Below are 24853 nucleotides of genomic sequence, written 5' to 3'. Positions count from 1 at the left end.
TCCGTGAAAACCTGATTGTCGCTGCTCTCCACCATGCCCAGAACATGGGAACAGCATTCAAGCTCTAACAGGCCTTAGCGTCCTGCCGTGCCGGGAGACGGCGGCAGCCTGAAACAAACGCCTCTCTTCTCGGCCGCCAGCACCGCCAGCGTCAGCACCGCGGCGAGGCTGGCCGCCAGGGAGCGGAAGGCACCGCTATCAGCCTCCGCCACCTCCAGCCAGGCACTGGCCAGCGGCACCAGCGGGCTGAAGGCGGAGTCCGTGATCGCCACCACCGGCACCCCGCGCTGCGCGATGGCGGCGGTGGTGTCCACCGTGCCGGGGGTATAGGGGGTGAAGCTGATGACCAGCAGCGCATCGCCCGGCCGCGCGAGATTGGCGCGCTCGGGCAGCATGCCCCCGGCATTGTCGAGCAGCACCGCGCGCAGCCCGAGCTTGCCCAGCGCATAGCCGAGATAGCTCGCCACGGCGAAGGCCCGCCGCTGGCCAAGAAGATAAATGGTCTCCGCCCCGGCCAGCAGATCCGCCGCCTTGTCCAGATCCGCCGCGCTGACCGTCTCCCGCAGCCGGGTGAGCGAGGTGATGGAGGCCTCGACAAAGCCATTGAGCAGGATGGCCGCCCCACCCTCGGCCTGGGCGGCATCGCGCAGGCCCAGAAGACGCTCGTCATAATCAGGCCAGCGGTCGCGCAGCCGGGTGCGGAAGACCTGCTGCAATTCCGAGAAGCCGCCATAACCCAGGCTCTGGGCGAAGCGCACCAGGGTGGAGGGCTGCACGCCGGCACCCTTGGCCACCTCAGCCACCGTGCCCAGCGCCATTTCATCCGGGTGGTCCAGCGCATAGCGCGCCACCTGCTGCAAACGGCGCGGCAGGCCATCATGCCGCTGCGCCAGCATCTCCCGCAGGCTTCTGAAATCCCGCGCCAGTTCCGTCACCGCCACCCCGCACACCATCAGAAGAATGGAATTTAAATTCTATATAGGGAAATTTCTGGAAATAGGTAGAATTTTTATTCCTGGCTGATCTCCCCCTCTTCCGCTCCGCCAAAGACCCAGCGCACCCGGCGCAGCCGCGCCACGATCTGCCGCTGCACTTCCACCACGCGGCGGGTGCGGTGGGTGTCGGGGTGGGTGATCATCCAGTAGCTGCGGGTGAAGCGCAGATGTGGCAGCAGGCGCCGCAGCTCCGGAAAACGCCGGGCGGCATAGTCGTGCAGGATGCCGACGCCATGGCCGGCGCGCACCGCCTCCATCTGCCCCACCACGCTGCCGCATTCGAAGCGCCGCTGCATCAGCCGCCCCAGCGCCTCCGCATAGTCCAGCGCGCGGCTATAGACGAAATCCTCCACATGCGTGACGAAGAGCCGACCGGCCAGGTCCTGCTCCGTGCCGATGGGGCCGGTCTCGGCCAGATACTGCTCCGCCGCATAGACGCCCAGCGTGTAGTCGGTGAGCTTCTGCACGATCACCCGCCCCTGCTTCGGCCGGTCCAGGGTGATGACGAGATCCGCCTCCCGCCGTGACAGGGAGAAGGTGCGCGGCAGCGGCACGAGCTGGATCACCAGCCCGGGGTAGCGTGCCGCGATACCGCCCAGCTCCCCGGCCAGGAAGTAATTGCCGAGCCCGTCCGGCGCGCCGATGCGCACCGTGCCGGTGATGGCCTCCGCCGTGCCGGAGAGCGCGGCCTCCGCCTGGAGCAGTTCGGATTCCACCCGTTCCGCCGTGGCCAGCAGCGCCTCCCCGGCGGGGGTGAGGACACAGCCCTGGGTCTGCCGCTCCACCAGCCGGGTCGCCAGCTCCTCCTCCAGCGCGCTGAGCTGGCGGCCCACCGTGGCATGGTTCAGCCCGAGCCGCCGCGCGGCCCCCAGCAACTGCCCGGTGCGCGCCACGGCGAGGAAGATGCGGATGCGGTCCCAATCCATCGGGTGACGATAAAATCCGCACAACGGAAGCGCAAATCTCGCCATTGCTGCGCAAATCCGTGCATCCCAAGCTCCCCCCGGCCATCGCGCACAGCCGCGCGGCACGGGGAGGAAACATGACCAGACCCATCCATCATTCTATCGGCGGCCAGCTCGTGGCCGGGCGCAGCGGCCGCACGGCGCCCGTCTACAACCCGGCGACCGGGGAGCAGAGCGGCACGCTCAGCCTCGCCTCCGCCGCCGAGGTGCGGGAGGCCGTCGCCATCGCCAGCGCCGCGCATCCCGCCTGGGCCGCCACGCCGCCGCTGCGCCGTGCCCGCATCCTCAACGCCTTCCTCCGCATCCTGGAGGAGCGCACCGAGGAACTCGCCGCCGTCATCACCGCCGAGCACGGCAAGGTGCTCTCCGACGCGCGCGGCGAGATCCAGCGCGGCATGGAGGTGGTGGAATTCGCGACCGCCGCGCCGCAGCTGCTCAAGACGGAGATGACCGAGAATGTCGGCACCCGCATCGACAGCTACGCGCTGCGCCAGCCGCTCGGCGTCGTCGCCGGCATCACGCCCTTCAACTTCCCGGCCATGGTGCCGATGTGGATGTTCCCCGTCGCCCTCGCCTGCGGCAACTGCTTCATCCTGAAGCCCTCGGAGCGCGACCCCTCGGCCGCCCTGCTGCTCGCCGCATGGCTGAAGGAGGCGGGGCTGCCGGATGGCGTCTTCAACGTCGTCCAGGGTGACCGGGAGGCGGTCGAGGCGCTACTGGTCGATCCGGGGATCGCCGCGGTCAGCTTCGTCGGCTCCACCCCCATCGCGCGGGCGGTCTATGAGACGGCGACGCGCCACGGCAAGCGCTGCCAGGCCCTGGGCGGCGCCAAGAACCACATGATCATCATGCCGGATGCCGACCTGGACCAGGCGGTGGACGCGCTGATGGGCGCCGCCTATGGCTCGGCCGGCGAGCGCTGCATGGCCGTCTCCGTCGCCGTGCCGGTGGGCGAGGCCACCGCCGGGGCCCTGCTGGAGCGCCTCGTGCCCAAGGTGCGCGCCCTGCGCATCGGCCCCGGCACGGACCCGGAGGCGGAGATGGGGCCGCTGGTGACGCGCCAGCATCTCGACAAGGTGCGCGGCTATGTCGATGCCGGGGTGGCGGAGGGCGCGCAGCTCGTCGTCGATGGCCGCGATTTCCGCCGCCAGGGCTATGAGCAGGGCTATTTCATCGGCGGCACGCTGTTCGACCATGTGACGACGGAGATGAAGATCTACCGGGAGGAAATCTTCGGCCCCGTCCTCTCCATCGCCCGCGCGCCGGACTACGCCACGGCGGCGGGCTGGATCAACGCGCATGAATTCGGCAATGGCACCGCCATCTTCACCCGCGATGGCGATGCGGCGCGGGACTTCGCGCACCAGATCCAGGTCGGCATGGTCGGCATCAACGTGCCCATCCCGGTGCCGATGGCCTTCCATTCCTTCGGCGGCTGGAAGGCCTCCCTGTTCGGCGACCACCACATGCACGGGCCGGAGGGGGTGCGCTTCTACACCCGCCTCAAGACCATCACCAGCCGCTGGCCCACCGGCATCCGCGCCGGGGCGGAATTCGTGATGCCCACCATGCGCTGAGGGATGCAGAGAGGCTTCTTCTGAAGGCGGGTGCAGGGGACCCCGTCCCCTGCCCAAGGGAAAGAAAGGGGGGGTGAGGGGGCAAAGCCCCCTCAAAACCAACCGGTCTTGCCAGATGCCCGCCCAGCGCCCAGCCTGCGGCGCGATGGGCGGCCGCATCCCGCGCCGCCCCAGGATACAGGACAGGGATCAACCGGGATGGAACACAAGGCCCTGGGCCGCACCGGCCTTTCGGTCGCCCCGCTCTGCTTCGGCGGCAATGTCTTCGGCTGGACGGTGGACGAGGCGCAGTCCTTCGCCCTGCTGGATGCCTTCACCGCCGGCGGCGGCAATTTCATCGACACCGCGGATGTCTATTCGCGCTGGAAGCCCGGCAACCAGGGCGGCGAGTCGGAAACCATCATCGGCAACTGGATGGCCGCCCGCGGCAACCGCGACAGGGTGGTGATCGCCACCAAGACCGGCATGGATCTCGGCGAGGGCCGGGGCGGCCTCTCCCGTGCCTGGATCGTGCAGGCGGTCGAGCATTCGCTGCGCCGGCTGCGGACGGACTATATCGATCTCTATTATTCGCACCGCGACGATGAGTCCGTGCCGCTGGACGAGACGCTGGAGGCCCATGCCACGCTGGTGAAGGCGGGCAAGGTGCGCGCCATCGCCGCCTCCAACTACTCGGCCGAGCGGCTGCGCGCCGCCCTGGCGGTGAGCGATGCCGCCGGGCTGCCGCGCTACGGCGTGCTCCAGCCCAAGTATAATCTGTATGATCGCGCGGGGTTCGAGGGCGCGCTACAGGATCTCTGCGTGGCGGAAGAGGTGGCGGTGGTGCCCTACTACGCCCTGGCCAGCGGCTTCCTCACCGGGAAATACCGCAGCGCGGCCGATACCGAGGGCAAGGCGCGCGGCGCGACGGCCTCGAAATACCTGGATGAGCGCGGGCTGCGCATCCTGGCGGCGCTCGATGCCGTGGCGGCAGAGACAGGGGCGAAGCAGGGGCAGGTGGCGGTGGCCTGGCTCGCCCGGCGCGCCTCCGTCGCGGCGCCGCTGGCCAGCGCGACCAGCCTGGCGCAGCTGGAAGAACTGCTGGCGGCGCTGCGGCTGCCGCTTGGGGAAGAGCAGCTGCGGCGGCTGGAGGAGGCCAGCGCATTCTGAAACGGGGGACGGGAGGGCGCTGCCCTCCCGCACCCACCCGCCGGGGGGACGAGGTCCCCCCGGACCCCGCTTTCAGCGGCGGACCGCCTCCAGGAAACGGCCCGCCCGCTGCTGCAGGATGCCGGACTGCTCGGCCACCGTCTCCACCACGCTGCGCATGCTCTCGGCCGCATGGCCGGTCTGGCCAGCCACCTCGCGCACCACGCCGATGCGGTGGCTCACCACCCCCGTCGCCTCGGCCATCTGCGCCGCGCTGCGGGCGATTGCATCCGTCGCCTCGCCCTGCTGGCGCACGGCCAGGGCAATGGCATTGGCGATTTCGCTGGTGCGCTCCACCGTGTTGCCAATGGTGCGGATGGCCGCCACGGCGCGGTCGGTGGAGGCCTGCATGCCGCTGATCTGCTGGGCGATTTCCTCGGTCGCGCGGGCGGTCTGGCTGGCGAGGTTCTTCACCTCCCCGGCCACCACGGCGAAGCCCTTGCCCGCCTCGCCCGCCCGTGCGGCCTCGATGGTGGCGTTGAGGGCGAGAAGGTTGGTCTGCCCGGCGATGTCGTTGATCAGCTTCACCACATCGCCGATGCGCCCCGCCGCCTCGGCGAGGCCGCGCATGGTGGTGCCGGTCTCGCGCGCCTCCATCACGGCGCGGCCGGCCACATCGGCGGACTCCGCCACCTGCCGGGCGATCTCCCGCACCGAGGCCGCCATCTGCTCGGCCGCCGTGGCCACGGTGTTCACCCCGCCATCGGCCCGCTCCGCCGCCTCGCTCACCGCCATGGCCTCGCGGCCGGAGGTGGCGGCCGCCTCGGCCAGCCGGCGCGCCGCCTCCTGCAATTCGGCGCTGCCGCCGGCCACGCGCTGCACCACGCTGCCCACATCCTGCTCAAAGGAGTCGGCCAGCCGGGCCTGCTCCGTCACCGTCCGCCAGAACAGCATCGGTGCCACATACTGCCCGTTGCGGTCGCGCAGCGGCGTGATGGTGAGGTCCATCACCTCCCCCGCCAGCCGGACACGCGCCTTGTGCGGCAGCCGCGTGCCATCGGCCAGCAGCGCCCGCACCCGGCCCGGCTCGGGGTGGAAGATGTCGATGCTGCTGCCCAGCACCTTCTCCGGCGGGCAGGGCAGGATATGCTTCAGCTCGTCCAGGATCTTCCGCATCTCGGGGTTCATGAAGCTGACGCGGAACTCGTCGCGCGGATCGGCGCGCATGACGCCAAGCGGCATCTGCTCGATCATCTGGCGCTGCTCGAAGGCCTCGGCCACCTTGCCGCGCAATTCCTCCACCGCTTCGGCGATCAGGCCGATCTCGTCGCTCCGCCCGCGATCGGGGGCGCGGGCCTCCGTCTCGCCATCGGCGATGCGGCGCAGCGCGGCGGCCAGGCGGCCGAGTGGCGCGGCGATGGCGCGCGTGGTCAGCCATGTGCTGGCCAGCAGCAGCAGCGCCACGGCCCCGGCCAGTGCCAGGGTTTCCACCTGCAAGGCCTCCATCGCCGCGGACATGCTGCTGACGGCCTCCTCCTCCAGCTCATCGAGCATGTCGTCGAAGCGGTGCAGCGCCACTTCCAGGGCCTGCCGCGCCGGGTCGATCCGGCTGGCGCGGATCTGCCCGGCCTCCTCCATCAGGGCGACCCCCTCCAGCGCGATGGCGGCGAGCTTCTCGGCCTGGGCGCCGAGGCGGCCCAGCTCGGCGCTGAAGCTTTCGCTCATGCCACTGCGCGGCAGGCCGCGGCCATAGGCGCGCTGCTGGGCCGCGCTGCGCCGCACGCGGCGGGCTTCCTCCGGCCGCTCGGTGGAGAAAAAGCGCTCGGTGCTGCGCAGCATCTCGGCCACCGCCCCGCCCAGCGCCATGAGGCGGCTGCGCACCTCCTCCTCCTGGGCGCGGTCGCGCAGCTCGAAGGAGAGGCTGCCCTGGGTGGCCTCCAGCATGCGGTCGAAATCACCAGCCGCCTCCAGCAGGCGGGTATCGCGCAGCTCCAGAAGGCGGCGGCGCAGCGCCACCCCCTCCCGCAGGACCTCGCCATAGCGGCCGATCAGCGGCGGCAGGGCGAGGGCGGCCTGCCGTGCCTCCTCCCCGCTCGCCTGGGTGGCGGCCTCCTGCAACTGGCCGCTGGCCGTGCCGAGCGCCTCGGCCATGTCCTTCACCGCCATGTCCACCGCGGCGCCGCCCTGTGCCGTGGCGGCGCGCAACCCGTGCAGGTCGGCCTTCAGGATCTCGTTGAAGGCGGCATGCAGCAGGCCGTTGGTCGCATTGGCCTGCCTCTGCTCCCCGGCGCGCTGCGCCGCGTCGTCGATGCGGCCATGCGTGCGGTAGGCCTGGCCACCCACCAGCAGCACCACCATCGCCGCCGCGAGGCCCAGTTTCAGGGCCACCGAGAGATTAAGAAAAATACGCATACCCTGTCCCGGGTCTTGAGGCCGCCGAGACTAGCCGGGCAATGGTAAAGCCCTGGACAATGCGCCCGGCGCCGGGGGCCTCCGCCCGGCGGCGATGCCGGACGGAGAGAGCCGGGCGGGGAGAGCCGGGCGGAGAGGGCCGCTCAGCCCATGCGCACCGGCGTCAGATCCTGGAACCAGGACTGCGCCTGCACAAAGCCCTGCACCTTCGGGCTCAGGGCGCGCGGGTTCATGTCATGCGCGGCGAAGAGGAACAGCGCCTCGTCCACGATCCGCTCATGCACCCGCGCCAGCAGCGCATTCTGCTGCGCCGGGTCGAAGGTGGCATAGACCTCGGCGAAGAGGGCATCGAAGGCCGGGTCGGAGAACCAGCCCCAGTTGACGCCCTTCGGCGCGTGCAGGTCCGACTTCAGCAGGCGGATGAAGGCGCTGTAGGGGTCGAAGGCGGCATAGGAGAAATTGATGCCGGTGCAGCCGCGCGCATTCGGCCCCTTGGCGCCGCCCTGCCAGACGGTGATCAGGGTGTTCCAGTCGAACACCTCGAAGCTGATCTCGATATAGGCTTCCTTCAGCGCCTGCTGGATATACTCGTTCATGGGCAGCGGCTGCATCTGGCCCGAGCCGCTGGAGGAAATGGCGATCTTCGTCCGCACCGGGTTGGCGGCGCTGAAGCCGGCCTCCGTCATCAGCTTGCGCGCGGCGGCGAGGTCGTAGCTCAGCCTGAAGGACGGCTTGCCGGCCCAGGGGTTGCCCGGCGGCACCAGCCCGTTGCCCTCCAGCATCAGGCCGCCCAGCAGTTCCTTCAGCTCGGCGCGGTTGAGCGCGAGGTTGGCCGCCTTGCGCACCCGCACATCGCGCCAGGGCGAGCCCTCCACCATGGAAAGGTGCCACGTCCAGTTATGCGGATAGGCATTGGTGACGATGGTGAACTTCGCCGCCTTCAGGCTGTCGATGGCATCGGGCGGCGGCGCCTCGATGAAATCCACCTGCCCCGAGCGCAGCGCCGCCACGCGGGTATTGGCCTCGGGCAGCGGCAGCAGCGTCAGCCGCGCGCATTTCGGCACGCGCGGCGCGTCCCAGTATTCGTCGAAGCGGGCCAGCTCGGCGCGCTCGCGCAGGCTGAAGCTGGTCAGCTTCCAGGGACCGGTGCCCACGGCCTTCAGCAGGTAATTGTCCCAGTTGCTGCCGGCCGCCTCCCAGGCGCCCTTGTGGACGATGCCGAGCCAGGTCAGCGCATAGGGGATGGTGCTGTCGGGGATCGAGGTTTCCAGCCAGAACTGCCCCGGCCCCTCGCTGCCCCAGGCGACCAGGGTGGGGAAGCGCGGCGCGATCTGCGCCCCGGCGCGCGGGTCGAACCAGGCCGCGTCGCGCTTGAAGCCGCGGTCGAAGCTGAAGATCACGTCCTCGGCCGTCAGCACATGGCCGTCATGGAACTTCACGCCCGGGCGCAGGGTGAAGCTCCAGCGCTTCGGGTTGCCCTCCTCCGTCTTCCAGGCGGTGGCCAGGCCGGGCTTCAGCACCGCCGGGGCATCGCTGCGCGAGAGGTCCCACATCACCAGCTGGTCATAGAGGGTGATGCCCATGAAGCGCTGCCCCTCGCCACCCTGGTCGGGGCAGCCATTGGAGAGCGGCACGGCGGAGGCGGTCATGCCCACACGCAGCACGCCGCCCGCCACCTGGGCGAAGGCCGGGTCCCAGCCGAGGGCGGCGGGGCCCATCCAGGCCGGCAGGGCCAGGGTGGCGGCGGCGCTGGCCGAGGCGCCGCGCAGCAGGCCGCGCCGCGACAGGCGGGGCGGGGTGTCGTCGGAAGCGGTCATGCGGATCTCCTCGCGGATCGGGCCGGAAGGGCGGGGGAGAGGAAGCGGGGCGGCGGGCTCAGTTGCGCACATCCATGGCGGCGCGCAGCCCGTCGCTGACCAGGTTGAAGGCCATGCTGGTGACGAAGATGCACAGGCCGGGCAGCATGGCGATGACGGGCTGGGAATAGATCGCGCTGCGCAGGGTGTTCAGCATCAGCCCCCATTCGGCCTCCGGCGGCTTGGTGCCGAGGCCGAGGAAGGAGAGGCCGGAGGCGATGATCATCGAGACGCTGATCAGGCTGGTGGCATAGACGAAGATCGGCCCCAGCACATTGGGCAGAACATGCACGCGCACGATGGTCAGCGCCCCGGCGCCGGAGCCGCGCGCGGCCTCCACATAGTCCAGCGCGCGGACGGAGGTGGTGGTGCTCTCCGCCACCCGGATGATCTGCGGGATGAAGACCAGCGTCAGCGACAGGATGGCGTTGAACACCCCCGCCCCCAGCGCGCCGCTGATGGCCACCGCCAGCAGCACGGAGGGGAAGGCATAGAACACATCGGTGACACGCATGATGAGCATGTTCACCCAGCCGCCGGCGAAGCCCGCGATGATGCCGAGCGTGCCGCCGATGCCGAAGGCGATGACCACCGGCGTGATGCCGAGGAACCAGGAGAGCCGCCCGCCATAGAGCAGGCGCGTCAGCATGTCGCGCCCGAGCTCGTCGGTGCCGAGCAGGTGGTTGCCGAAGCCCACCGGCTTCAGCCGGCGGATCATGCTGGTCTGGTAGGGATCGGCCGGGGCGATCAGCGGCGCGGCGAGGATGGCGAACAGCATCAGCAGCAGCACGGCGGCGCAGGCGAGCGTCACCCGGTCATGCCGCAGGCGGCGCCAGACGCCCTGCCAGTAGCCGGGGCTGGCGGCCGGGCGGCGCGGCGCGGCGGCGGGGCTGGCGCCCAGGGAGGTGGTGGTGCTCATGCCCGCTTGATCCTCGGGTCCAGCGCGGTCTGCAGCAGGTCGACCAGCAGGTTGAGGGTGACGAAGAACAGCGCCAGCACCAGGATGGTGCCCTGCAGCACCGGGATGTCGCGCTGGAAGATGGCGCTGTTCAGCAGGAAGCCGGTGCCCGGCCAGGAGAACACCGTCTCCACCAGGATGGAGCCGCCCATCAGGTAGCCGAGCTGCAGCCCCATCACCGCCAGCGTGCCGGGCGCCGCGTTCTTGGCCACATGCAGCAGGATGCCGCCGCGCCGCAGCCCCTTGCCGCGCAGCGTGTTGACGAAGTCCTGGTTCATGATCTCGGCCACGATGCCGCGCAGCGTGCGCGTCACGATGCCCATCGGGATGACGCTGAGGGTGATGGCCGGCAGCACCAGGTGGCGCATATGCGCGATGTCCCACACCCAGTCGCCCGAGCCGCCCGGCCCCGCGCCCATGGCCGGCAGGGCGGGAATCAGGACGCTGAAGAGGATGACCAGCACCATCCCCAGCCAGTAATGCGGCACGGAGACACCGGCGGCGGCGAGGCCGACGGCCAGGCGGTCCACCCAGGTGCCGCGGAACAGCCCGGCCACGGCGCCGAGCAGCGTGCCGAAGGTGAAGCCGATCAGCGCCGCCACCAGCGAGAGGCGCAGCGTGTTGCGCACGGCGATGGCGAGATCCTCGGTGACGGCGCGCCCCGTGGCGAGGGAGCGGCCGAGATCGCCCTGCACCACCTTCAGCAGCCAGAGGCCAAACTGCACCGGCAGCGGCTTGTCCAGCCCGTATTCGGCGCGGATCTGCTCCACCACCGCCTGCGGCGCGTCGGCGGGGACGATGGCGTTCACCGGGTCGCCCGGCGCGATATGCACCAGCAGGAAACAGAGCAGGCTGACGGCCAGCGCGATGGGCACGGCATAGAGCACGCGCCGCAGGATGTAGAGGAGCATGGCTCAGGAGCCTCCGCGGCGATGGGCCGGCATGGCGTTGGCGGGGCGGTGCTGCGTCATGCCGCGTCCTCCACGCGCAGGCAGCGCACCTGCCGCCCCGGCAGCGGGCTGCGCAGCGCCGGCACGGCGGGCAGGCAATCCTCCCCCACCAGCGGGCAGCGCGGCGCGAAGGCGCAGCCGCGCGGCGGGTCGCGCAGGTCGGGTGGCGCGCCGGGGATGGTGGTCAGGCGCTGGCCGCGCAGCCCGGCATGGACGGTGGCGCCCATCAGCCCGCGCGCATAGGGGTGCAGCGGGCCGCGCATCAGCGCCCCCACCGGCCCCTCCTCGATGAAGCGCCCGGCATACATGACGGCGATGCGGTCCGCGACCTCCCCCGCCACGCCGAGATCATGGGTGACGAAAATCACCCCCATGCCGAGTTCCTGCTGCAGGCGACGCAGAAGCAGGAGAATCTGGATCTGCACCGTGGCGTCCAGCGCCGTGGTCGGCTCATCGGCCAGCAGCAGCTTCGGGCGGCAGGAGAGGGCGATGGCGATCATCGCGCGCTGGCGCAGCCCGCCGGAGAGTTCATGCGGATAGGCGGCGAGGCGGCGTCTGGCGGAGGGGATCTGCACCAGTTCCAGCAGTTCCAGCGCGCGGCGGTCGGCCTCGGCGCGGCTGGTGCCCTCATGGCGCAGGATGGTCTCGGCGATCTGCCGGCCGATGGTGAAGACGGGGTCGAGCGCCGTCATCGGCTCCTGGAAGATCATGGAGACGACGCGGCCGCGCAGATCGGCCATGGCGCTCTCCGGCGCCGCCACGACATCCTGCCCGCCGACGCGCAGCGTGCCGCTCATCACCGTTTTCTTCGGCGGGTTCAGCCGCATCAGCGCGCGCAGCGTGACGGATTTGCCCGATCCGCTCTCGCCCAGGATGCACAGCGCCTCGTTCTGCGCGAGATCGAAATCCACGCCATTGACGGCGTGGACGGTGGCCTCGCGCGAGACGAAGCGGACATTCAGCCCGCGCACATGCACCAGCGGTTCGGGGGCCGATGCTGTCGCGGCGGCGGGCGCCACGAGGGTGGCGGGGGCGTCAGGCGGCATGGGCGGTGGCCTTGCTGTGGCCGCTGCCGGGGGCGTGGACGAGGCAGGCGGCGCGATGGCCGGGGCCGGCCTCGGCCAGCGGCGGCACGGTGCCGGCGCAGACCGCCTCCGCCAGGGCGCAGCGGGTGCGGAAACGGCAGCCGGAGGGCGGGTTCACCGGGTTGGGCGGATCGCCCGAGAGCGGCGGCTCACTGCGCCGCCGCTCCGGGTCCATCGAGGGGCGGCTGGCCAGCAGCGCGGCGGTGTAGGGATGCGCCGGCTTCTCATAGAGGGCGTCCACCGGCCCGAACTCGGCAACGCGGCCGAGATACATGACCAGCACGCGGTCCGAGACATAATGCACCACGTTCAGGTCGTGGCTGATGAAGAGGTAGGTGAGGCCGTATTGCTCCTTGAGGTCCATCAGCAGGTTCAGCACCTGCGCCTCGACCGATTTGTCGAGGGCGGAGACCGGCTCGTCCAGGATGATCAGGCGCGGGCGCAGGGCCAGGGCGCGGGCGATGTTGATGCGCTGGCGCTGGCCGCCGGAGAGCTCATGCGGGTAGCGGCGGGCGAACTGCGCCGGCTCCAGCCCGACGGCGGCCATCAGCTCCTGCGCGCGCTCCACCGCCGGGCGGCGCGGCAGGCCATGCACCTGCGGCGCGAAGGCGATGGATTCCTCGATGGTCAGGCGCGGGTTCAGCGAGGCGTAGCTGTCCTGGAACACCATCTGCACCTGGCGGCGGTATTCCTTCAGGGTGAGGCCGCCGGGGCCGACGCTCTGGCCGTCGAAGATCACCTCGCCGGCGGTGGGCTGCATCAGGGCCATGATGAGGCGGGAGGTGGTGGATTTGCCGCAGCCGCTCTCACCGACGATGCCGAGCGTCTCGCCCTTGCGCAGGTCGAAGCTGACATCGTCCACCGCCTGCACGCTGCCGCGCGCGCGGTTGAGCAGCCCGCCCTTGAGGGGGAAATGCTTGGTCAGCCCGCGCACCGAGAGCAGCGGCTGGGCGGGGCCGCCGAGATCCGGCATCGGGCGGGACAGTAGGGCTTGGGGCGAGGCCATGCTTGCTCCGTCCAGGGGTTCGCCCCCGGCGATGCAAGCCATGGGCCAGAAGGACAGATTTTGCCTTCCTGAAAGGCAAAGACCCCGGATGCGTCCCGGACATGCCCAGGCAAGACCCATGATTGCCCATAAAAAGGGCTGAAATCCCGCCCCAATGGTTCCATTCCCGCACCGGGTTGCGACACCCGCGATGCGCAAACCTTGGCACGCCCCTTGCTCCACCCTGACCCGCGCAAGGCCCCCCTCCCCGCCCGCAGCGCCCCGAACAGCCTCGCGCCGCTTTCAGGGAACCCCGATGATGAACCGACGCAGCCTGATGCTCTCCGCCCTGGCCGGCACCCTGCCCGCCCTGCCGGGGCTGCCCGCCCAGGCGGCCGGGCCGGGCGGGGTGCTCCGCCTCGCCACCACCCTGGCCGACCTGCCGCTGACCACCGGCCAGGCCAGCCAGGGCGCCGAGGGCCAGCGCTTCATCGGCATGACGCTCTATGACGGGCTGCTGAACTGGGACCTCTCGCGCGGCGACACGGCGGCGCAGGTCGGCCCCGGCCTTGCCCAGGACTGGAGCGTGGATGCGGAGGATCGCCGCCGCTGGACCTTCCGCCTGCGCCCGGGGGTGCGCTTCCATGACGGCTCCCCCGTCACGGCCGAGGACATCGCCTGGAATTTCGACAAGCTGCTGAAGCGCGACGCGCCGCAATTCGACCCGCAGCAGGCGGCGCAGGGCGCGCCCTATACCGCCTCGCTGGCCAGCTACCGCGCCCTCGACGCGCTGACGCTGGAGATCGTGACGAAGCAGCCGGATGCCGTGCTGCCCTACCAGCTCGCCATGATCGCCATCTCCGGCCCGCGCCGCTGGGAGGAGATGGGCCGCGACTGGAGCAAGGTGGCGCAGCGCCCCTCCGGCACCGGCCCGTGGATGCTGGAGCGCCTCGTCCCGCGGGAGCGGGCGGAACTCGTGCCCAACCCGGCCTACTGGAACCCGCAGCGCGTGCCGCGCCTCGCCCGGCTGGTGCTGCTGACGGTGCCGGATGCCAATACCCGCGTCTCCGCCCTGCTCTCCGGCCAGGCGGACTGGATCGAGGCGCCGCCGCCCGATGCCGTGCCCCAGCTCCGCGCGGCGGGGATGCAGATCGTCACCAACCTCTACCCGCATGTCTGGCCCTACCAGCTCAGCACCCTGCCCGATGCGCCGACGCGCGATGTGCGGGTGCGGCAGGCGCTCAACCTCGCCATCGACCGCGAGGGGCTGTGCCAGATGCTGGGCGGCCTCGCCGTGCCGGCGGAGGGCATGGTCAATCGCGGCCATCCCTGGTTCGGCGAGCCCGCCTTCCGCCTGCGCCACGACCCGGAGGCGGCGCGCGCCCTGCTGCGGCAGGCCGGCTATGGCCCGGGCAACCCGGTGCGGCTGAAGGTGATCATCTCGCCCTCCGGCTCGGGGCAGATGCAGCCGCAGCCGATGAACGAGTTCATCCAGGAGAGCCTGCGCGCCGTCGGCGTCGAGCTCACCTTCGAGGTGATGGAGTGGGAGGCGCTGCGCGGCCGCCGCCGCATGGGCGCGGCGGCGCCGGAAAACCGCGGCATCTCCGGCATCAACAACAGCTGGGGCTTCTGGGACCCGGATATCGCGCTGCTGCGCGTCGCCGCCTCGGCGGACCGCCCGCCCGCCGGCTATAACTGGGGCGGCTGGCAGGATGAGGAGGCGGACCGGCTGGTCGCCGCCGCCCGCACCGCCTTCACCCGCGCGGAGCAGGACCGCCTGCTGGCCGCGCTGCACACGCGCATCGTCGACCAGGCGCTGTGGCTCTGGGTGGTGCACGACCTCAACCCGCGCGCGATGAGCCCGAAGGTGCAGGGCTTCGTCCAGGCGCAATCCTGGTTCCAGGACCTGACCCCGGTGAGGATCGGCTGATGGCGGGCGCCCTGCCCCCCCTGCCCACGGCCCTGGCCGATGAGCCCTGGCGCCTGAGCGCCGCCGAGGCGGCGCGGCGCCTGCGCGAGGGCAGCCTCTCGGCCGAGGCGCTGCTGCGCGGCTGCCTCGCCCGCATCGCCGATCGCGAGCCTTTCCTGCGCGCCTGGAACCATGTGGACGAGGCCGGCGCCCTGCGCGCCGCGCGCGAGGCGGACAAGGCGATGCTGGGTGGCGCGCCGCGCGGCGTGCTGCATGGCCTGCCGCTCGGCGTGAAGGACATGATCGACGCCGCCGGCCTGCCGACGACGCACAATTCCCCGATCTACCAGGGCCATATCGCGGCGCAGGACGCCGCCTGCGTCGCCATCGCGCGGGGCGAGGGCGCGGTGGTGCTGGGCAAGACGGACACGCTGGAATTCGCCGCCGCCGGCCGCCGCCCGCTGACGCGCAACCCGCATAATGGCGCGCATTCGCCGGGCGGCTCCTCCTCCGGCTCGGCGGCGGCGGTGGCCGATGGCATGGTGCCGCTGGCCTTCGGCACGCAGACGGGCGGCTCCACCATCCGCCCCGCCTCCTTCTGCGGCGCCTATGCCATGAAGCCCTCGCATGGTCTGGTCTGCCGCGACGGCGCCAAGACCTATTCGCACAGCCTGGACACGATCGGCTGGTATGGCCGCGGCGTGGCCGACCTCGCCCTGGTGGCGGAGGCGCTGCGCCTGCCCGCGCCGCCCGTGCCGGCAGCGCCGCCCGGCCGGCCGCTGCGCATCGCGCTGTGCCGGACGCCGCATTGGGCGAAGGCGGACCCCGCCACGCAGGCCGCGCTGGAAACCGCCGCCGCCCGGCTGCGCGCCGCCGGTGCCGTGGTGGAGGAGGCGGAGCTGCCCGCCCCCTTCTCCGGCCTGGACGAGGCGCAGCAGATCATCATGCATTCCGAGGGGCGCGGCGCCTTCCTGCCGGAATATCTGCACCACCACGCCCTGCTGCACCAGGATTTCCGTGACCGCGTGGAGAATGCGCGCAACCTCTCCACCGCCGCGCTGCGCGAGGCGCATGACCTGGCCGCCGGCTGCCGCCGCATCTTCGACACGCTGGCCGGGGCGTATGACGCGGTGCTGGCCCCCGCCGCGCCGGGCGAGGCGCCGGCCGATCTGCGCGACCCCGGCAACCCGGTGTTCAACGCGATGTGGACGCTGCTGCATGTGCCCTGCATCGCGCTGCCCTGCACGCGCGGCCCGCAGGGCCTGCCGGTGGGGGTGCAGCTGATCGGCCCGCGCTACAGCGACCTCGCCCTGCTGGAGGTGGCGGCGCGCGCCGCCCTGGCCGTGGACGCCGAAAAACCCTGAAGCGGGGGCCCGGGGGAACTCAGTTCCCCCGGCGGGGGTGGGGGGGGGGCGCCCCCCCCTCGAACTGCGCCACGCTCATGGTCGGCAGGTCAAACCGCTCGCGCGTCCTGGCATAGCCCTGCCCGCCCATGCGGCCCAGCGCGTCGATCACCGCCGGATCGACATGCAGGCGCTCATCCACCGCATCGCTGCGGATATGGGCATAGACGACCTCGCCCAGCACGATCTCGCGCGAGGCGCTGATGGCGAGAAAGGAGTGCAACCGGCATTCCAGCGCCGCCGGCGCGGCCAGGATGCGCGGGGCGGAGACGGCCAGCCCTGGCGCCGTGGCCAGCCCTGCCTTTTCCAACTCATCCACCCCCGCGCCGAAGGGCGTGGCGGTGACGTTCATCGCCTCCGCCAGCGCATCCGAGACGATGTTGACGGTGAAGCACCCGGTGTCGCGGATGTTGCGCGCCGTGTCCTTGGGCGCCCCATCGGGGCGGAACTCGATGCCGAGGGCGACGATGGCCGGGTCCGCCGAAAGACAGTTGAAGAAGCTGTAGGGCGCCGCATTGGCGCGCCCGGCGGCGTCCCGCGTCGTCACCCAGGCGATGGGGCGCGGGATGACGGTGCCGATGAGGATCTTGTAGCGCTCCCGCGCCGAGAGCCGGGCGAAGTCGAAACCGGTGCTGTCGGTCATGCGCTGTCCTTCTTCCGGTGCTTTTCCGGCCGGCGGCTGGTCTTGCGGGATATTTCGTATAGTGTCGGGCCTTCTCCCCGTCCATCCGGGGCGGCCACCCCCTGGAGCGGAGGAAGCCCATGACCCAGGCGCTGCTGCTGCGCGATATCCGCCCGATGGGCGGCCCGGCCACCGACATGCTGATCCGCGGCGGCATCATCGCCGCCATCGGGCCGGGGCTGGAGGCGCCGGGCGCCGTGGTGGAGGAGGGCCGTGGCGCGCTGGCCATCCCGGGCCTGGTCGAGGCGCATACGCATCTCGACAAATCGCTGCTCGGCATGGGCTGGCGGCCGCACCAGGCCGGCCCCGCGCTGGCCGACAAGATCGAGACGGAGCGGCGGCTGAAGCGGGAATGGGGCATCGACCCGGCGCGGCAATCGGCGCGGCAGGTGGTGCAGTCGCTCAGCCACGGCACGACGCAGATCCGCACCCATGTCGATATCGACGATGCGGTGGGGCTGGCCGGGATGGAGGGGGTGCTGGCCACCCGCGCCGCCTATGCGGAGAGCATGGACATCGAGATCATCGCTTTCCCGCAATCGGGGCTGATGATCCGCCCCGGCGTGGCGGCGATGCTGGAGGAGGCGATGCGCCTCGGCGCCGATGGCGTGGGCGGGCTCGACCCCTGCGCCATAGACCGCGACCCGAAGGGGCATCTCGACATCGTCTTTGATCTGGCCGAGCGTTTCGGCAAGCCGGTGGATATCCACCTGCACGAGCCCGGCCTGCTCGGCGCCTTCAGCACGGAGCTGATCGCCGAGCGGACGCGCGCGCTCGGCCTGCGCGGGCGGGTGACGATCAGCCACGCCTTCTGCCTGGGCGATGCCGATACGGCGATGGTGGAGCGCCTGCTGGACCAGATCGCGGAGCTGGACATCGCCATCATGACCACCGGCTCCGCCAGCCGCCCGGTGCCGCCCATCGCGCGGCTGCGGGCGCGCGGCATCCGGGTCTGTTCCGGCTCCGACGGCATCCGCGACACCTGGGGCCCCTATGGCAATGCCGACATGCTGGAGCGCGCCATGCTGCTGGGCCTGCGCAACAATTTCCGCCGCGATGACGAGGTGGAGATGGCGCTCGATGTCTGCACGCGGGGCGGCGCCGCCGTGATGGGCTTCGAAGGCTACGGCCTTTCCGTCGGCTGCAACGCCGATCTCGTGCTGGTGCCGGGCGAGAGCCTGGCGGAAGCCGTGGTCTCCCACCCGCCCCGCCAACTGGTGCTGAAGCGCGGCCGACCGGTGGCCCGCGATGGCGCGGCGCTGCTCCCCACGCCCTGACTCAAACTGAAAAAAGTCTTTTTGCTTCTTTTTCTCCAGAAAAAGAAGAATCTCCTCTGGATTTTTTGATCACATGGTCGACCACGCCACTGATGTCCTTGTTCTCGGCTCCGGCGCGGCGGGGCTGACGGCGGCGCTGACGGCCGCGCGGCGTGGCCTCTCGGTCACGGTGCTGGAAAAGACGGATCGCCTCGGCGGCACCACGGCGATGTCGGGGGCCGGCACCTGGATCCCCGCCAGCCACCATGCCGCCGCCGCCGGGCTGGAGGACAGCCCGGAGGAAGCGCTGGCCTATCTCCACGCCGCCGCGCCCGAGGGCTGGGCGGAAACGGAGGCGCCGCTCTGGCACGCCTTCGTCCATGCCGCGCCGGAGATGCTGCGCTTCATCGAGGCGAACACGCCGCTGCGCTTCGCCCTGACGCCGGAGCCCGACCCGCTGCGCCACCTGCCGGGGGCGAAGCCGCGCGGGCGGATGATGTCGCCGCTGCCGCTCAGCCGCTGGCGGGCGGGGCGCTTCGCTTTCCGCATCCGGCGTTCCACCATCCCGGAGATCTTCACCTACCACGAGGCGGTGACGACCGACCTCTACCACAAGCCCTACCGCACGGCGCTGGAACTGTGGCCACGCCTGCTGTGGCGGCTGCTGACCAACACGCGCGGCAAGGGCACGGCGCTGGTGACGGGGCTGCTGCGCGGCTGCCTGGATGCCGGGGTGCGGGTGCTGCCCGAGGCCCGGGCCACGGCGCTGACGCAGGATGCGCTGGGCGCCGTGACCGGCGCCGAGGTGACATGGCGCGGGCAGCGGACGACATGGTCCGCCCGCGCGGGCGTGGTGATCGCCACCGGTGGCTTTGAATGGGATGCGGCGCTGATGGCGCGGCATTTCCCTGGCCCGCTCGATTACCGCGGCAGCCCGCCGGCGCATGGCGGCGACGGCCAGCGCCTGGCCGAGGCCGCCGGCGCGGCGCTGGCGCATATGGACCAGGCGACCTTCACCCCCTCCGTCCCCACGCGCTATGAGGGGCGCCTGCTGGCGCAGCCGGTGCCTTTCCACACCGAGCCTTACGCCATGCTGGTGAACCGGCACGGGGTGCGCTTCACCAACGAGCTGGTGTTCAATATCGGCGAGGCGCTCGACCGGCGGGACCCGCGGAGCGGCGCGCCGCTGCACCTGCCGGCCTGGGTCATCACCGATGCGCGGATGCTGGAGGATGTGCCGCCGGTGCGCTGGGCGGCCCAGGCGGACCCCGCCTGGATGCGGCAGGCGGAGAGCATCGGCGCCCTGGCCCGGCTGATCGGGGTGCCGCAGGAGGCGCTGGAAGAGAGCGTCGCCCGCTTCAACGCCGCCGCCGAGGCGGGGGAAGACCAGGAATTCGGCCGCCCGGCGCGGGCGGATGCCGCCTCGGCCGGGGATAAGCGGCGGCGGGCCGGGATCAAGCCCATCCTGCGCGCGCCCTTCCTCGCCATGCCGTTCAGCCGCGCCATCCTTGGGACCAAGGGCGGGGCCAGGACCAATGCCCAGGCCGAGGTGCTGCGGGCGGATGGCAGTGTCATCCCCGGCCTCTTCGCCGCCGGGCTGGCCATGGCCAACCCCATCGGCACCCGCAATGTCGGGACGGGCACCACCATCGGGCCGAATATGACCTGGGGCTATATCGCGGGGCAGCGGCTGGCGCGGCGAAATATTTGATTTTAAAGAAAAATATCTTCTTTTTCTGGAGAAAAAGAAGCAAAAAGACTTTTTTCTGTGGGGAGAGGCTGCATCGGGCGCGGCCTGTGGCATAAGCGCGCCGCAACTCTTTGGGCCCCCGCCTCTCCATGATCCGCCTCGACACTATCAGTAAGCAGAACGGCCAGCAGATCCTCTTCATCGAAGCCTCCGCGGCGCTTCAGAAGGGGGAGAAAATTGGCCTCGTGGGGCCGAACGGGGCCGGTAAGACCACGCTCTTCCGCATGATCACCGGGCAGGAACCGCCGGATGAAGGGCAGGTGGTGGTCGATCGCGGCGTCAGCATCGGCTTCTTCAGCCAGGATGTCGGCGAGATGGCCGGGCGCAGCGCGGTCGCCGAGGTGATGGACGGCGCCGGCGCCGTGAGCGAGGTCGCCGCCGAACTGCAAAGCCTGGAGGCCGCCATGGCGGACCCGGAGCAGGCCGAGAATCTCGACAGCATCATCGAACGCTTCGGCGAGGTGCAGGGGCGCTTCGAGGCCCTCGGGGGCTATGCGCTGGAAGGGCAGGCGCGGGAGGTTCTGGCCGGGCTGAGTTTCAGCCAGGAGATGATGGACGGGGATGTCGGGGCGCTCTCCGGCGGGTGGAAGATGCGCGTGGCGCTGGCCCGCATCCTCCTCATGCGGCCCGATGTCATGCTGCTCGACGAGCCGAGCAACCATCTCGACCTCGAAAGCCTGATCTGGCTGGAGAATTTCCTCAGGGCCTATGACGGCGCCCTGCTGATGACCTCGCACGACCGCGAATTCATGAACCGCATCATCGGCAAGGTGATCGAGATCGATGGCGGCGGGCTGACGAGCTATTCGGGGGATTACGCGTTCTACGAACAGCAGCGTGCCCTGAACGAGAAGCAGCAGCAGGCGCAGTTCGAGCGGCAGCAGGCCATGCTGGCCAAGGAGATCAGTTTCATCGAGCGGTTCAAGGCCCGCGCCTCCCACGCCGCGCAGGTGCAAAGCCGCGTCAAGAAACTGGAGAAGATCGACCGGGTGGAACCGCCGAAGCGGCGCCAGTCGGTGTCCTTCGAATTCCCGCCCGCACCGCGCTCGGGCGATGACGTCGTGAATCTTCGCGGCGTTCACAAGCGTTATGGCCAGCGTGTTATCTATGAGGGGCTGGACCTGCTGGTGCGGCGCAGGGAACGCTGCTGCGTCCTCGGCATCAATGGCGCGGGCAAGTCCACGCTGCTGAAGCTGGTGACGGGCACCACCGCGCCGGATGAGGGGACGGTCACCCTGGGCGGCAGCGTGAAGCTCGGCTATTTCGCGCAGCATGCCATGGAACTGCTCGATGGCGACCGGACGATCTTCGAATCACTGGAAGAAAACTTCCCGCGGGCCACGCAGGGCTCGCTGCGGGCGCTGGCGGGCTGCTTCGGCTTCTCGGGCGATGAGGTGGAGAAGAAATGCCGCGTGCTGTCGGGCGGCGAGAAGGCCCGGCTGGTGATGGCGATGATGCTCTACGACCCGCCGAATTTCCTCGTGCTCGACGAGCCGACCAACCACCTGGACATGGCGACGAAGGAAATGCTGATCGCGGCGCTGTCGCAGTATGAGGGCACCATGCTGTTCGTCTCGCATGACCGCCACTTCCTCGCCGCGCTGTCCAACCGGGTGCTCGAGCTGACGCCCGAGGGCATCCACCAGTATGATGGTGGATATACCGAGTATGTGGCGCGCACCGGGCAGGAGGCACCGGGGCTGCGCGGCTGAGGCAAGGGCGATGACCGCGAGGCGCCAGGTGGCGGCGCCTCGCGCCCGGCGCGTCAGGCGGCGGCCACGCTCACCCGCCCCACATCCTGGCCCGCCGCCAGTTCGCGCAGCAGGGGGATCAGCTCGCGGCCATATTGGACCGCATCCTCCAGCGGGTCCCAGCCGCGCAGGATGTAGTGGGAGACACCGATCTCGCGGTAGCGCAGCATGGCGCGCGCCACCTGCTCCGCCGTGCCGACCAGCGCCGTGCTGTTGCCGCGGCCGCCGAGAACGCCGGCCATGGCGGTCCACAGCCTGTCATCCAGCACCTCCCCCCGCTGCGAGAGGCCGACGAGGCGCTGCGAATTGATCGCCTGCCCGGCGGCGATCAGCCCGGCATCGCCATTCAGCCGCAGCTTCGCCAGGGCTCTCTCGCGGATATGGCGCGCCTTCTCCCAGGCCTGCTTTTCCGTGGCGGCGATGATCGGGCGGTTGGACCAGGAGAAGGCGAGCTTCCGCCCCTCCGGCACGCCGGCCTGCACGCGCCGCAGCATGGCCGCGGTATCGGCCAGCGGCTCGCCGAACAGCGCATAGACATCGGCATGCCGCCCGGCCACGCGGATCGCGGAATCCGAGGCGCCACCGAAGAAAACCGGCAGGCCCGGCTTCTGCAGCGGGCGCACGTCGGAATAGGCCTGCTCGACGCGGTAGAATTCGCCCGCATGGTCGAAGGGGGCGGTTTCCGTCCAGCTGCGCCGCAGCAGGGTGAGGAATTCATCCGTCCGGCGGTAGCGCGCGGCATGGTCGGCATAGTCGCCATCCTTGCGCTGGTCGGCATCCTCCCCGCCGGAAATGACATGCAGGGCGAGCCGCCCACCCGTCAGGTTCTCGAGCGTCGCGATCTTGCGGGCCGCCAGGGTGGGTGCCACGAAGCCCGGCCGGTGCGCGAGCAGGAAGTGGATGCGCCGGGCCACCGAGGCGGCATGCGCCAGCACCAGGAAGCCATCGGCCGCATTGGTCCAGTAGCCGGCCAGCACGCGGTCGAAGCCGCCCTCCTCATGGGCGCGAGTGATACGCTCGATGAAATCGGGCTGGAAGGCGGCACCGCTCTGCGGCTCAAGGTCCGAGGTCGGGCGGGCCCAGATCATGCCCGTGATGTGCAAGCTCATCATATGCGTCCCTGGCTGGAAGAAAGGCCGCCGCCCCGCTCAGAAGCGGGCGACGGAAAAGGGCGGATGGGCATCCCCCGGCATGGGCGGCGCGAGGCCGAGCAGGCGCAGCACCAGAAGGCAGCCGGCGAAGGCGAGGCCCGTGCGAAGCAGAAGCGACATGGGTGCGATCCCTCCTGGCCTTGCGGTGGGCCGCGCCTCCTGGCGGTTCCGGGGGCGGGTCCCTGGTGACATCCGGGGCGGAGATGCTCCGCCGATATAAAGCGATTCCAAATCGTGCATTATGCTGGCGAGGAATCTCCTGATCAGTCAATAGATTTTCCTTTCTCTTCTGCGCGCTTTTCGGAGCATGTCATGCTGCAAGGGCGAGGGCGCGCGGGGATCTCCCCAGCAAAATGCACGATATCATCGTGCAATTATTGACTCACTTTCGTGAAATGCCCCTAATGCCCGTCCATCCTGGCAAAGGACACGCCATGCCCCGTTCCCAGCGCAGAATCCCCGCCTTCCGGCCGGCCCTTGGCCTGCTGTGTCTGGCCCTGGGCGGGCTGTGTGGCGGTGCCATGGCGCGGGATCTCACCATCGGCGCCGCCAATCCTGTCGGCTCGCTCGATCCGCATATCGCCAACACCACATCGAATTTCGCCCTCACCGCGCATCTCTTCGACACGCTGGTGCAGCGGGATGCGAAACTCGCCCTGCGGCCCGGCCTTGCCGAGAGCTGGCGCGCGGTCTCGGACAGGGTGTGGGAGTTCCGCCTGCGCCGCGGCGTCACCTGGCATGATGGCCGGCCCTTCACGGCGGAGGATGTCGCCTTCACCATCGCCCGCGTGCCGACCATCCCGACCGGCGGCGGCTTTTCCTATGCCGTGCGGCCGATCCGGCAGGTCGAGGTGGTGGATGACCACACGCTCCGCCTGCACACCGACACGCCGAGCCCGCTGCTGCCCAACGACTTCGCCAATGTGCAGATCATCGCGCGGCATGCGGCGGAGGGCGCGCAGGCGGAGCATTTCAACAGCGGCCGCGCCGCCATCGGAACCGGGCCTTACCGCTTCGCCGCCTTCCGCCCCGGCCAGGGCGCGCAATTCACCCGCAATGAGGCCTATTGGGGCGGCACAGAGCCCTGGACGCGGGTTGACTACCGCTTTCTCGCCAATGATGGCGCGCGCAGCGCCGCCATCCTGGCTGGCGATGTCGATGTCATCGACCAGGTTCCGGCCAATGACCTCGCCCGCCTGCGCCGCGAGCCGAAACTGCGAATCAGCGAAACGCCCGGCGTGCGCGTCATCTACCTGCAGCCCGATTTTTCGCGCCAGGGCACGGTTCCCACGGTCACCGACAACCAGGGCCGCCCGCTGGAGAAGAATCCCTTCCTCGACCGCCGCGTGCGGGAGGCGCTGGATCTCGCCATCGACCGCCAGGCCCTGGCGGCGCGGGTGATGGAGGGCACAGCCATCCCCACCGCGCAGTGGCTGCCCGAGGGCGCGGCCTCCCACAATCCGGCGGTGCGCCCCCTCCCCGCCGACACCGCCACGGCGAAGCGCCTGCTGGCCGAGGCCGGCTTCCCGGAGGGCTTCCGCCTCACCCTCTCGACCCCCAATGACCGCTACCCGGGCGATGCGAAGACGGCCCAGGCCGTCGCGCAGTTCTGGACCCGCATCGGTGTGCGCACGGAGGTCGAGGCCCTGCCCTGGGCCACCTATGTGACGCGTGGCCGCAACCAGGATTTCGCCTTCCGCCTCGGCGGCTGGGGCAGCCCGACGGGCGAGGCCAGCTACCTGCTGCGCAATGTCGTCGGCACCTATGACCGCGAGAAAGGATGGGGCTCGGCGAATTTCAGCCGCTACGCCAATCCGGAGCTGGATGCGCTGACGGAGCGCGCCATCGGCACGCTGGACGATGCGGCGCGTGAGGCGCTGCTGCGCGAGGCCGTGGCGCTGGAGGCGCGCGAACGCGGCATTCTGCCGCTTTTCCTGCTGCAGAACGCCTGGGCGACGCGCCAGGGCCTGACCTACGCGGCGCGCGCCGACGAGCAGACCCTGGCCAGCGCCGTGCGTCCGGCACCGTGACTCCGCTGCG

Annotated in this window: 19 protein-coding genes; 8 read left to right on the top strand and 11 right to left on the bottom strand. The window is 70.5% G+C overall.

Annotation, left to right across the window (positions count from 1 at the left end):
- Window positions 1-74: 74 nt before the first annotated feature.
- Together NON00_RS04050 and NON00_RS04045 are read right to left on the bottom strand one after the other, a co-directional pair.
- The gene (locus NON00_RS04050) at window positions 75-953 is read right to left on the bottom strand and encodes a MurR/RpiR family transcriptional regulator (RefSeq protein WP_256017802.1); all 879 of its coding nucleotides are present in this window, start codon (window positions 951-953) and stop codon (window positions 75-77) included.
- Window positions 954-1009: 56 nt separating this feature from the next.
- Window positions 1010-1921 carry a LysR family transcriptional regulator gene (locus tag NON00_RS04045; RefSeq protein ID WP_305123191.1) on the bottom strand — a complete coding sequence of 304 codons (912 nt, stop codon included), beginning with the start codon at window positions 1919-1921 and terminating at the stop codon, window positions 1010-1012.
- 116 nt (window positions 1922-2037) lie between these two features.
- On the opposite strand from NON00_RS04045, the gene NON00_RS04035 reads away from it, so the two are divergent.
- Both NON00_RS04035 and NON00_RS04030 read left to right on the top strand, forming a co-directional pair.
- The gene (locus NON00_RS04035; RefSeq protein WP_256017801.1) at window positions 2038-3537 is read left to right on the top strand and encodes a CoA-acylating methylmalonate-semialdehyde dehydrogenase; all 1500 of its coding nucleotides are present in this window, start codon (window positions 2038-2040) and stop codon (window positions 3535-3537) included.
- Window positions 3538-3735: 198 nt separating this feature from the next.
- Entirely contained in the window at window positions 3736-4686 is a 951-nt protein-coding gene (locus NON00_RS04030) for an aldo/keto reductase (RefSeq protein WP_256017800.1), read from the top strand.
- A gap of 72 nt (window positions 4687-4758) precedes the next feature.
- Here NON00_RS04030 and NON00_RS04025 read toward each other — a convergent pair whose 3' ends face one another.
- The 6 genes from NON00_RS04025 to NON00_RS04000 form a co-directional block, all read right to left on the bottom strand.
- Window positions 4759-7077, bottom strand: coding sequence for a methyl-accepting chemotaxis protein (locus NON00_RS04025; RefSeq protein WP_256017799.1), 2319 nt, complete (start codon window positions 7075-7077; stop codon window positions 4759-4761).
- A 143-nt stretch (window positions 7078-7220) separates the two neighbouring features.
- Window positions 7221-8894: an ABC transporter substrate-binding protein gene (locus NON00_RS04020; protein ID WP_256017798.1), complete on the bottom strand. Its 1674-nt coding sequence runs from the start codon at window positions 8892-8894 to the stop codon at window positions 7221-7223.
- A gap of 58 nt (window positions 8895-8952) precedes the next feature.
- A complete protein-coding gene (locus NON00_RS04015; protein WP_256017797.1) occupies window positions 8953-9852 on the bottom strand; it encodes an ABC transporter permease in 900 nt (299 codons plus the stop codon).
- Window positions 9849-10802 (bottom strand): ABC transporter permease, encoded by a 954-nt coding sequence (locus NON00_RS04010; protein ID WP_256017796.1) that lies wholly within the window; start codon window positions 10800-10802, stop codon window positions 9849-9851. Before NON00_RS04010 ends, NON00_RS04015 begins: the two co-directional genes overlap by 4 nt.
- A gap of 56 nt (window positions 10803-10858) precedes the next feature.
- Window positions 10859-11887: an ABC transporter ATP-binding protein gene (locus NON00_RS04005; RefSeq protein ID WP_256017795.1), complete on the bottom strand. Its 1029-nt coding sequence runs from the start codon at window positions 11885-11887 to the stop codon at window positions 10859-10861.
- Window positions 11877-12932 carry an ABC transporter ATP-binding protein gene (locus tag NON00_RS04000; protein WP_256017793.1) on the bottom strand — a complete coding sequence of 352 codons (1056 nt, stop codon included), beginning with the start codon at window positions 12930-12932 and terminating at the stop codon, window positions 11877-11879. The genes NON00_RS04005 and NON00_RS04000 overlap by 11 nt, the downstream gene beginning before the upstream one ends.
- 298 nt (window positions 12933-13230) lie before the next feature.
- Here NON00_RS04000 and NON00_RS03995 point away from each other — a divergent pair, with 298 nt between their 5' ends.
- Together NON00_RS03995 and NON00_RS03990 are read left to right on the top strand one after the other, a co-directional pair.
- The gene (locus NON00_RS03995) at window positions 13231-14841 is read left to right on the top strand and encodes an ABC transporter substrate-binding protein (protein WP_256017792.1); all 1611 of its coding nucleotides are present in this window, start codon (window positions 13231-13233) and stop codon (window positions 14839-14841) included.
- Window positions 14841-16184: an amidase gene (locus tag NON00_RS03990; protein WP_256017791.1), complete on the top strand. Its 1344-nt coding sequence runs from the start codon at window positions 14841-14843 to the stop codon at window positions 16182-16184. Before NON00_RS03995 ends, NON00_RS03990 begins: the two co-directional genes overlap by 1 nt.
- A 19-nt stretch (window positions 16185-16203) precedes the next feature.
- Here NON00_RS03990 and NON00_RS03985 read toward each other — a convergent pair whose 3' ends face one another.
- On the bottom strand, window positions 16204-16866 hold the full coding sequence (locus NON00_RS03985) for a flavin reductase family protein (RefSeq protein WP_256017790.1): 663 nt from the start codon (window positions 16864-16866) through the stop codon (window positions 16204-16206).
- Between the two features lie 119 nt (window positions 16867-16985).
- Here NON00_RS03985 and NON00_RS03980 point away from each other — a divergent pair, with 119 nt between their 5' ends.
- The 3 genes from NON00_RS03980 to NON00_RS03970 all read left to right on the top strand — a co-directional run bounded on the left by NON00_RS03980 (window position 16986) and on the right by NON00_RS03970 (window position 21623).
- Window positions 16986-18182: an amidohydrolase family protein gene (locus NON00_RS03980; RefSeq protein ID WP_256017789.1), complete on the top strand. Its 1197-nt coding sequence runs from the start codon at window positions 16986-16988 to the stop codon at window positions 18180-18182.
- Between the two features lie 49 nt (window positions 18183-18231).
- Window positions 18232-19872, top strand: a complete 1641-nt coding sequence (locus NON00_RS03975; protein ID WP_256017804.1) for an FAD-dependent oxidoreductase — start codon at window positions 18232-18234, stop codon at window positions 19870-19872.
- Between the two features lie 128 nt (window positions 19873-20000).
- Entirely contained in the window at window positions 20001-21623 is a 1623-nt protein-coding gene (locus tag NON00_RS03970; protein ID WP_256017788.1) for an ABC-F family ATP-binding cassette domain-containing protein, read from the top strand.
- A gap of 53 nt (window positions 21624-21676) precedes the next feature.
- Here the strand turns inward: NON00_RS03970 and NON00_RS03965 are convergent, their stop codons facing one another.
- Together NON00_RS03965 and NON00_RS03960 are read right to left on the bottom strand one after the other, a co-directional pair.
- Window positions 21677-22771: an LLM class flavin-dependent oxidoreductase gene (locus NON00_RS03965; protein ID WP_256017787.1), complete on the bottom strand. Its 1095-nt coding sequence runs from the start codon at window positions 22769-22771 to the stop codon at window positions 21677-21679.
- Window positions 22772-22810: 39 nt separating this feature from the next.
- On the bottom strand, window positions 22811-22933 hold the full coding sequence (locus NON00_RS03960; protein ID WP_256017786.1) for a hypothetical protein: 123 nt from the start codon (window positions 22931-22933) through the stop codon (window positions 22811-22813).
- A gap of 314 nt (window positions 22934-23247) precedes the next feature.
- On the opposite strand from NON00_RS03960, the gene NON00_RS03955 reads away from it, so the two are divergent.
- Entirely contained in the window at window positions 23248-24843 is a 1596-nt protein-coding gene (locus NON00_RS03955; protein WP_256017785.1) for an ABC transporter substrate-binding protein, read from the top strand.
- Window positions 24844-24853 lie beyond the last annotated feature (10 nt).

It is taken from the genome of Roseomonas sp. GC11 (assembly GCF_024437745.1).
Classification (GTDB): domain Bacteria; phylum Pseudomonadota; class Alphaproteobacteria; order Acetobacterales; family Acetobacteraceae; genus Pseudoroseomonas.
This window is presented reverse-complemented; position numbering and strand designations above follow the sequence as displayed.

Excerpts from the sequence above, each read along its gene's own strand:
- NON00_RS04010 (WP_256017796.1), bottom strand. The coding sequence starts at position 10,802 with ATGCTCCTCTACATCCTGCGGCGCGTGCTCTATGCCGTGCCCATCGCG.
- NON00_RS04000 (WP_256017793.1), bottom strand. The coding sequence starts at position 12,932 with ATGGCCTCGCCCCAAGCCCTACTGTCCCGCCCGATGCCGGATCTCGGC.
- NON00_RS03980 (WP_256017789.1), top strand. The coding sequence starts at position 16,986 with ATGACCCAGGCGCTGCTGCTGCGCGATATCCGCCCGATGGGCGGCCCG.
- NON00_RS03955 (WP_256017785.1), top strand. The coding sequence starts at position 23,248 with ATGCCCCGTTCCCAGCGCAGAATCCCCGCCTTCCGGCCGGCCCTTGGC.
- NON00_RS04005 (WP_256017795.1), bottom strand. The coding sequence starts at position 11,887 with ATGCCGCCTGACGCCCCCGCCACCCTCGTGGCGCCCGCCGCCGCGACA.
- NON00_RS04030 (WP_256017800.1), top strand. The coding sequence starts at position 3,736 with ATGGAACACAAGGCCCTGGGCCGCACCGGCCTTTCGGTCGCCCCGCTC.
- NON00_RS04035 (WP_256017801.1), top strand. The coding sequence starts at position 2,038 with ATGACCAGACCCATCCATCATTCTATCGGCGGCCAGCTCGTGGCCGGG.
- NON00_RS04045 (WP_305123191.1), bottom strand. The coding sequence starts at position 1,921 with ATGGATTGGGACCGCATCCGCATCTTCCTCGCCGTGGCGCGCACCGGG.
- NON00_RS04025 (WP_256017799.1), bottom strand. The coding sequence starts at position 7,077 with ATGCGTATTTTTCTTAATCTCTCGGTGGCCCTGAAACTGGGCCTCGCG.
- NON00_RS04015 (WP_256017797.1), bottom strand. The coding sequence starts at position 9,852 with ATGAGCACCACCACCTCCCTGGGCGCCAGCCCCGCCGCCGCGCCGCGC.
- NON00_RS03970 (WP_256017788.1), top strand. The coding sequence starts at position 20,001 with ATGATCCGCCTCGACACTATCAGTAAGCAGAACGGCCAGCAGATCCTC.
- NON00_RS03960 (WP_256017786.1), bottom strand. The coding sequence starts at position 22,933 with ATGTCGCTTCTGCTTCGCACGGGCCTCGCCTTCGCCGGCTGCCTTCTG.
- NON00_RS03965 (WP_256017787.1), bottom strand. The coding sequence starts at position 22,771 with ATGAGCTTGCACATCACGGGCATGATCTGGGCCCGCCCGACCTCGGAC.
- NON00_RS04020 (WP_256017798.1), bottom strand. The coding sequence starts at position 8,894 with ATGACCGCTTCCGACGACACCCCGCCCCGCCTGTCGCGGCGCGGCCTG.
- NON00_RS03985 (WP_256017790.1), bottom strand. The coding sequence starts at position 16,866 with ATGACCGACAGCACCGGTTTCGACTTCGCCCGGCTCTCGGCGCGGGAG.
- NON00_RS03990 (WP_256017791.1), top strand. The coding sequence starts at position 14,841 with ATGGCGGGCGCCCTGCCCCCCCTGCCCACGGCCCTGGCCGATGAGCCC.
- NON00_RS03995 (WP_256017792.1), top strand. The coding sequence starts at position 13,231 with ATGAACCGACGCAGCCTGATGCTCTCCGCCCTGGCCGGCACCCTGCCC.
- NON00_RS04050 (WP_256017802.1), bottom strand. The coding sequence starts at position 953 with ATGGTGTGCGGGGTGGCGGTGACGGAACTGGCGCGGGATTTCAGAAGC.